Here is a 7,894-nt window from a genome sequence, read left to right as displayed (position 1 = left end):
GTTGTTTTCCCCTACGGTCATTGAAATTTTTCTTTATTTTCAAAATAGCTCTTGCATTTTCATCATACTTACACTCAAAATAGGAAATGTATTGCTTATAAGAAGAAAGGTGATCGCTGTGGCAAACAGTATGACATTATCTCAAGATTTAAAAGAATTACTTGCATCTGTTGAATATAAAATGCAGATAAAAAAAGGAAGTTTTATTTTTCAAGAAGGTATGGAAGCAACAGATCTCTATATCATCCACTCAGGAAAAGTACAAATTAGTAAACTAAGTGCTGACGGGCAAGAATTAACACTCCGTATTTGTTCGCAATATGACATTATTGGAGAACTAACATTGTTCACGGACAATGCCAAGTATTTATTAAATTCAAAATGCCTTGAAGATGTTGAAGTAGGCGTTATAAAGCGTGAAGCCTTAGAAAAAGCATTACTCCAAAAACCCGCACTTGTATTTGAATTTATGAAATGGATTAGTGAACATTTAAGAAGAATGCAAACGAAGTTCCGAGATTTAGTATTACACGGCAAAAAAGGTGCCCTATATTCTACTCTCATTCGAATGACAAATAGTTATGGTGTATTAAAAGAAAATGGGATTCTCATCGATTTACCATTAACGAATCAAGAACTTGCAAACTTCTGTGCAACTTCGCGTGAAAGCGTAAATCGAATGTTAAATGATTTGAAAAAAAAAGGTACAATTTCTATTAATAAAGGAAAGATTACAATCCATGATTTACAATTTTTAAAATGTGAAATTGCTTGTGAAGATTGTTCTGCCTCTGTTTGTAGCATAGAGTAGCATCTTATTTAGATGCTACTCTTTTTTCATATTAAGTTACTGGTTATTTTCCTTGTTGCTATCCCCTATATCAAGAAAGACGAGGGCTTCAATTAAACCTCGTCTTTCTTGATATATTACTAAATAGGTATAACGGCATTATTTTTTCAATTCATTAGGAATACGTCTTCTGTAAATAACATAACTACGGCTTAAATATTTAATCGGAGCACTAAAAACATGGACAAGTCTTGTAAACGGCCATACTGCGAAAAGCCCCATCCCTGCAATAATATGAATTTTAAACCATACAGGTACTTCCATCATATATTCAACTTTCGGTTGGAAAATAAAGAGACTACGGAACCAAGGACCGATTGTTGTACGATAATCAAATCCTTTTGAGTCAATATTTAAAAAGGTTGAAGTCAGTCCCGCCAGCATCACAATAAGCAATAAGATAAGCGCAACATAATCTCCTGTTGTACTCGTTGCAATGATACGTTTTACTGTTAAACGGCGATACGTTAATATAATTAATCCAATAATAGAGGCAATCCCTGCCGGAAGTCCGAAGCTAATCGCTACTATATGATACATATGCTCAGAAATACCTATTGAGCGGTATATGGACTCTGGAATTAATATCCCCATAACATGACCGCCAATTACGAACATTATCCCAAAGTGGAATAATAGACTTCCGATCCGGAGCATTTTCTTCTCTAATAGTTCGCTAGATTTTGATGTCCAGCCAAATTGATCATAGTTGTATCTGAAAATGTGTCCACCAATAAAGATTGCAAAAATGATATAGGGAAACAGCACCCATAAAAATTGATCCATCATTTTGACAACACTCCTTTCTAATTCGTCTGTACTCCCCATGCATCGATAGCTAGGAGAACGGCTGCAAGAATTGGTTCGTGCATACAGTTTGCTTCTTTTAATTGCCCGTGCAGTGCTTGTATATTTTCCGTGTATTTACTCATAATTGGTTCGCTATCTTTTTCATTCGCGTTTGCAAGAAACTCAAGTAAAAGCGGTAAATAATCAGGTAGTTCTTTATCTGTTACGTTAAAACCAGATTTTTGATAATGCTGTTTTAACTCTAATAATTCAATTCCACGCTCTCTTTGTTCACCTGTTTTCATGTAGGTAAGATACATATTTGTCTTCTTTCCAAAGTCGAATGTATAGACGTAAGAATCAATAAGTTGATTGTCTGTTTTATCTAGCGCTGCTTTTATAAATGTTGTAAGTGATGCTCTGATTTCTTCCTGTTCAATTTCTTGAATCTCTTCCTGTAATTCTAGTAAAGCTTCTCTCCAACCTAGTTCAGGATAGGAGAGAAGAAAAGAAGAACAAGAAAAAGCCGTTTGTAAACTTTGTTTCATATTTGTCTGCCCCCTTTATTTAAGAGATTGTCATACAAGAGCCTGGGCCACCTGTAAAGGAAAGACCACAGCTTCCTTGTTCACTATATAAATCTGCAACTTGTTCGCGGTGAGATGTCGGAATGACGAAGCGATCTTTATATTTCGCAATGGCAAGAAGACGATACATATCTTCTACATCCTCTTTCGTTAAACCAATTTCTTTTAATACTGCTTCATTTGGTTCTTTATTAATTTGCAGTGCTCTCATATGTGTTCGCATGACAGCCATTTTTTTCAATGTAAGACGAATGTGCGATTCATCTCCTGCAGTGAGTAAATTCGCTAAATATTGAATTGGAATACGCATATTATCAATAGCAGGAAAAATCTCTTCTGCTTGCCAGTTACTTCCTTTCCCCTCCACCATATTCATAATCGGGCTAAGCGGTGGGATATACCAAACCATCGGCATTGTACGGTACTCTGGATGAAGAGGAAGAGCAATTTTCCAATCAATAATCATTTTATAAATAGGTGACTCCTGTGCCGCTTTCATCCATTCATCAGGAATTCCTTGTTTTTTTGCTTCAGCTATTACTTCTGGATCATTTGGATCTAGGAAAACAGTAAGCTGAGATTCATATAAATCTTTTTCATTTTCAACAGAAGCTGCTTCTTTTACTTTGTCAGCGTCATATAACATTACCCCTATATAGCGAATACGTCCTACACATGTTTCAGAGCAAATTGTTGGCATACCAGCTTCAATACGCGGGAAACACATTGTGCATTTTTCTGCTTTATTTGTTTGCCAGTTAAAATACACTTTTTTATACGGACAAGACGATACACAAAATCTCCAAGCACGACATGCATTTTGATCAACAAGGACAATCCCATCTTCTTCACGTTTATACATCGCACCAGATGGACAAGACGAAACGCAAGATGGATTCATACAATGTTCGCATATGCGTGGTAAATACATCATAAAGACATTTTCAAAATCCGTTTTAATTCCTTCTTCCATTTTCTTGACGTTCGGATCTTGTAATCCTGTTATATGTCCACCTGCTAAATCATCTTCCCAGTTTGGACCCCATTCAATTTTGTCGATAAATTCGCCCGTAATTGCTGATTTTGGACGAGCAACTGGTTGATGTTTACGCTGCGGGCTGTTTGTTAACGTTTCATAATCATAATTCCAAGGTTCAAAGTAATCATCGATTGTTGGTTGATCTGGATTGTGGAAAATGTTCATAAGACGCTTCATTTTCGAACCGGATTTCAGCTGAATTTCACCATTTTTTAATTCCCAGCCGCCTTTGTATTTCTCCTGATCTTCCCATTGTTTCGGATAACCAATTCCAGGTTTCGTTTCTACGTTATTGAAGTACATATATTCAGCACCTGGACGATTTGTCCAGGTGTTTTTGCATGTTACGCTACAAGTGTGGCAGCCGATGCATTTATCTAGGTTCATTACCATTCCGACTTGCGCTTTAATCTTCAAGCCAATCTACCTCCTTCAGTTTACGGATTACGACATTTAAGTCACGCTGGTTCCCCGTCGGACCATAGTAGTTAAATCCATAGCTTAATTGGCCATATCCACCAATCATATGTGTTGGTTTAACGTGAATACGGGTTGGACTATTATGTGTTCCCCCGCGGGTGCTTGTTAATTTCGTACCAGGCACGTTAATGTGACGATCTTGTGCATGGTGCATAAATGCCATTCCCCTCGGTATACGGTGCGTTACAACAGCACGTGCTACGACAACGCCGTTACGATTAAAGCATTCAATCCAATCATTATCGGCAACTCCAGCTTCATTCGCGTCATCTTTGTTCATCCAAACAGTTGGACCGCCTCTAAACAGCGTTAACATCGGCAATGAATCGAAGTACATACTATGAATCGACCACTTATTATGCGGTGTTAAATAGTTTAGTGTAATTTCTTTCCCTTCTACTTCAGGTCGTGATTTACGAAACGGTTTATGTTGCAGAATTGGTTTAAATGTTGCCATCGTTTCACCAAATTCTTTCATCATGTCGTGATCTAAGTAGAAAGATTGTCGACCGGTTATCGTTCTCCAAGGGATGAGACGCTCAACATTGGTTGTAAATGGTGAGTAACGTCGTCCACCTTTTTCAGAACCCGTAAAGGCTGGAGAAGTAATTACTGTTTTAGGCTGCGCTGTAATTTGTTCAAATGTGAAGCATTCTTCTTCACGTTCTTCTGCTAAATCACGTAGTTTTAAATCGGTTTGTTTTTCAAGTGCTTCCCATGCTTTTACAGCCATATGACCGTTTGTTGTAGAAGAAAGTGTTAATACCGCCTCAGCAGCGTTAATTGCTTCTTTTATGTCTGGGCACCCTTTCGCAATAGAATCCGTTCGAATAACTCCTAATCGACTCTTTAATTGCTCATATTCTTTTTCTGCTGACCAAGAAATCCCTTTCGTACCAATCGGTTGTTTTCCGGTATTTGGTCCAAGCGCTGTCATCTTGTCATAAATCGTTTTGTAATCCCTTTCGACAACATGAATTTGCGGCATTGTTTTACCTGGGATCGGTTCACACTCACCTTTGCTCCAATCTTTAATCTTGCCAAGTGGTTGCGCTAATTCTTGCGGTGTATCGTGAAGAAGTGGTGTTGCAACAACTTCTTTCATTGGCTCAAGATCAATTTTCTTCGCTAAATCCGACACAGCTTTAGAAAGAGCGGTGAAAATATCCCAGTCAGAGCGTGCTTCCCACGGTGAACCGATTGCTGGATTAAATGGATGTACAAATGGATGCATATCTGTACTACTTAAATCATGTTTTTCATACCAAGTTGAAGCAGGTAAGACGATATCAGAATAAAGCGCCGTTCCAGCCATACGGAAATCTAAATTAATGAGTAAATCTAACTTCCCTTCAGGTGCATCTTCATGCCACTTAATTTCTTCTGGTCGTAATGAATCACTATCGTCATTCATTAATCCGTTTGTTGTACCTAATAAATGTTTTAAGAAATATTCGTGACCTTTACCGGAACTTGAAATTAAGTTTGCACGCCATACGAATAAGTTACGCGGGAAGTTGTTTTTATTATCTGGATCTTCAATTGCAAATTTCAGTTCTTTTTCTTTTAATTTTTGTGCAACGTATTTTCCGATTTCTTCTTGCGTTGTTGCACCAGCAGCAACAGCTTCTTTATATAATTCAATTCCATTCTTCTCGAATGTTGGATACGAAGGTAACCAGCCAAGTCGTGCCGCTAATACATTGTAATCACCGTGATGTTGATAACGTGAGTTGCCCTCAATTGGTGATGCTAAATGTCCAACAGGTGTATCTTCATAGCGCCATTGATCTGTTACGAAATAGAAGAATGACGTACCGTTTTGTAATTTCGGTGGCCCTTGCCAATCTTTTGCCATTGCGATTGTTTGCCACCCTTCTGCTGGTCGCAGCTTTTCTTGACCAACATAATGTGCCCAACCACCGCCGTTGACACCTTGTGCCCCGACGAGAAGAACAAGATTTAAAACTGCGCGATAAATCGTATCAGAATTAAACCAATGGTTAATACCAGCTCCGACAATAATCATCGAGCGACCATTCGTATCAACTGCATTTTGTGCGAACTCACGAGCAATTTGAATAATAAGTTCTCGCTTTACTCCAGTCATCTTCTCTTGCCATGCAGGTGTAAACGGTACATCATCATTGAAATCTTTCGGTTCCTGCCCGCCAAGCCCTCGGTTCACACCGTAATTTGCTAACGTTAAATCGTATACAGTTGTAACGAACACTTCGCCTTCTTCTGTCATAACTTTTTTCACTGGAATTGTACGTTCTAATACTTTGTTTCCATCATCCGAGAAGTACGGGATTTGTACAGTTTCAACAGCATCTTCCATTCCAAGTAAAGAAAGACGTGGATCAATCTTTTCACCTGTTTGTTCATCTTCTAAACGTAAGTTCCATTTCTTTTCGTTATCCCAACGTGACCCCATAGTTCCCTGAGGTGTTGCAAAATCTTTCGTGTTCTCGTTCCAAAGAACAGGTTTCCATTCTCCTAACTTTGTTTCGCGTCCAATATCAGAAGCATTTAAGAATCGATCAGCAATGAATTGGTCTCCTTTTTGTTTCAATGTGACAAAGAAAGGAAAATCAGTATATTGCTTCGCATACTTTGTGAAGTATTCCACTTGATTATCTACGTAAAATTCTTGTAAGATCACGTGCCCCATTGCCATCGCAAGGGCACCGTCTGTACCTTGCTTCACACTAATCCAATCATCTGCAAACTTTGTAGATTCAGCGAAGTCAGGACTTACAGAAACGACTTTCGTCCCTTTATAACGAACTTCTGCTAAGAAGTGAGCATCTGGCGTTCTCGTCATTGGTACATTTGAACCCCATGTCATAATGTAGCCAGAGTTATACCAGTCACTACTTTCTGGTACATCTGTTTGATCACCCCAAATTTGCGGAGAAGCTGGTGGTAAATCAGCATACCAATCATAAAAGCTAAGCATCGGCCCACCCATAAGTTGCATAAAACGGCTACCTGCAGCGTGACTTAACATCGACATAGCTGGAATTGGTGAAAAACCAACATTGCGGTCTGGACCGTATTTAATTACTGTATAAAGTAAAGAAGCTGAAACAAGTTGTAATACTTCATCCCAATTCGCTCGGATGAATCCGCCTTTACCACGCGCCTGCTTATACTTACGTGCCTTTTCAGGGTTTTCCACAATGCTTTTCCAAGCATCTAATGGTGACTCGTTATTTTGTAGTTCTTCTTGCCACATTTCCCAAAGCACACCACGTACATATGGATATTTCACACGAAGTGGACTATAAATGTACCAAGAAAAGCTCGCTCCACGCGGACATCCTCGTGGTTCAAAATCAGGCATATCAGGACCTGTTGTTGGATAGTTAAGCTCTTGCCCTTCCCATGTTACAATTCCATCTTTCACATAAATGTTCCAGCTACACGAACCAGTACAGTTCACACCGTGTGTAGAACGAATAACTTTATCATGCTGCCAACGTTTTCTGTACACATTTTCCCATTCACGATCTTCATATGTTTCTTGTGTATGATTATCGTTATAACGATCTATTGGTGAAAAATATTTTAAGCGTCTCATTAGTGCTGAAGGTTTCTTCTTCATAGTGTTCACTCCTTTAATACGTCTCTCTTACATACCCTTACTATAAGAGAGGTTGTAAAATACAGATGTGACATTTCGCACAGTTCAAGAGATTGTCATAAATTCCAGTGAAAATATGAAAAAATGAAAATCTAATCATTGTGGGGTTCACATCCTTCACTGACTGTTAAATTTGATATACTTAAATCGTTAGATGTGTTTATAAATGAAAATGCAATACTTTATATCCACTAAACCAAGGGCAACTGTCCTGAAAATAGTTGACCCCACAACGCCAAGAATGGCAGGATTATAAAAGTAATAATAAAAGGAGGATATTATGATATTAGAACCACTTTATGCAGAAAACATTGTAGTAGCCGTCATATATAATAGTGAATTTAGATGGTATGTAACAGATAAAGAACTATGGTTTTTAGATTATAATAAATTAGATAATGCATATAAAAATTTAGGTGTAAGCACTGAAGATAATTACGAAACGGAAGAAAGAAATGGAATAAAAGTATTAGATAATGAAAATATAGAGGTGTTTTTAC

General features: G+C 38.1%; 5 protein-coding genes and 1 pseudogene. 2 read left to right on the top strand and 4 right to left on the bottom strand.

Features of this window, described 5'->3' with window-relative positions; all coding sequences use genetic code 11:
* Positions 1 to 118: 118 nt before the first annotated feature.
* Entirely contained in the window at positions 119 to 811 is a 693-nt protein-coding gene (locus AB3X48_RS14330; RefSeq protein ID WP_016104677.1) for a Crp/Fnr family transcriptional regulator, read from the top strand.
* Between the two features lie 138 nt (positions 812 to 949).
* Here AB3X48_RS14330 and narI read toward each other — a convergent pair whose 3' ends face one another.
* From narI to AB3X48_RS14310, 4 genes are read right to left on the bottom strand one after another with little or no spacing between them, the layout of a single operon-like run.
* Positions 950 to 1,639 carry a respiratory nitrate reductase subunit gamma gene (gene narI, locus AB3X48_RS14325; protein ID WP_002148403.1) on the bottom strand — a complete coding sequence of 230 codons (690 nt, stop codon included), beginning with the start codon at positions 1,637 to 1,639 and terminating at the stop codon, positions 950 to 952.
* Positions 1,640 to 1,656: 17 nt separating this feature from the next.
* Positions 1,657 to 2,187: a nitrate reductase molybdenum cofactor assembly chaperone gene (gene narJ / locus AB3X48_RS14320; protein ID WP_002158082.1), complete on the bottom strand. Its 531-nt coding sequence runs from the start codon at positions 2,185 to 2,187 to the stop codon at positions 1,657 to 1,659.
* A gap of 19 nt (positions 2,188 to 2,206) precedes the next feature.
* The gene (narH, locus tag AB3X48_RS14315; RefSeq protein ID WP_016104676.1) at positions 2,207 to 3,682 is read right to left on the bottom strand and encodes a nitrate reductase subunit beta; all 1,476 of its coding nucleotides are present in this window, start codon (positions 3,680 to 3,682) and stop codon (positions 2,207 to 2,209) included.
* A complete protein-coding gene (locus tag AB3X48_RS14310) occupies positions 3,672 to 7,355 on the bottom strand; it encodes a nitrate reductase subunit alpha (RefSeq protein WP_016104675.1) in 3,684 nt (1,227 codons plus the stop codon). The genes narH and AB3X48_RS14310 overlap by 11 nt, the downstream gene beginning before the upstream one ends.
* Before the next feature lie 319 nt (positions 7,356 to 7,674).
* On the opposite strand from AB3X48_RS14310, the pseudogene AB3X48_RS14305 reads away from it, so the two are divergent.
* Positions 7,675 to 7,894: pseudogene (locus AB3X48_RS14305) on the top strand (hypothetical protein); the annotation flags it as partial.

It is taken from the genome of Bacillus sp. S4, from assembly GCF_040838205.1.
GTDB lineage: Bacteria > Bacillota > Bacilli > Bacillales > Bacillaceae_G > Bacillus_A > Bacillus_A cereus_U.
The sequence above is the reverse complement of the archived record's forward strand: the minus strand, read 5'-3'. Positions and strand labels throughout refer to the sequence as shown.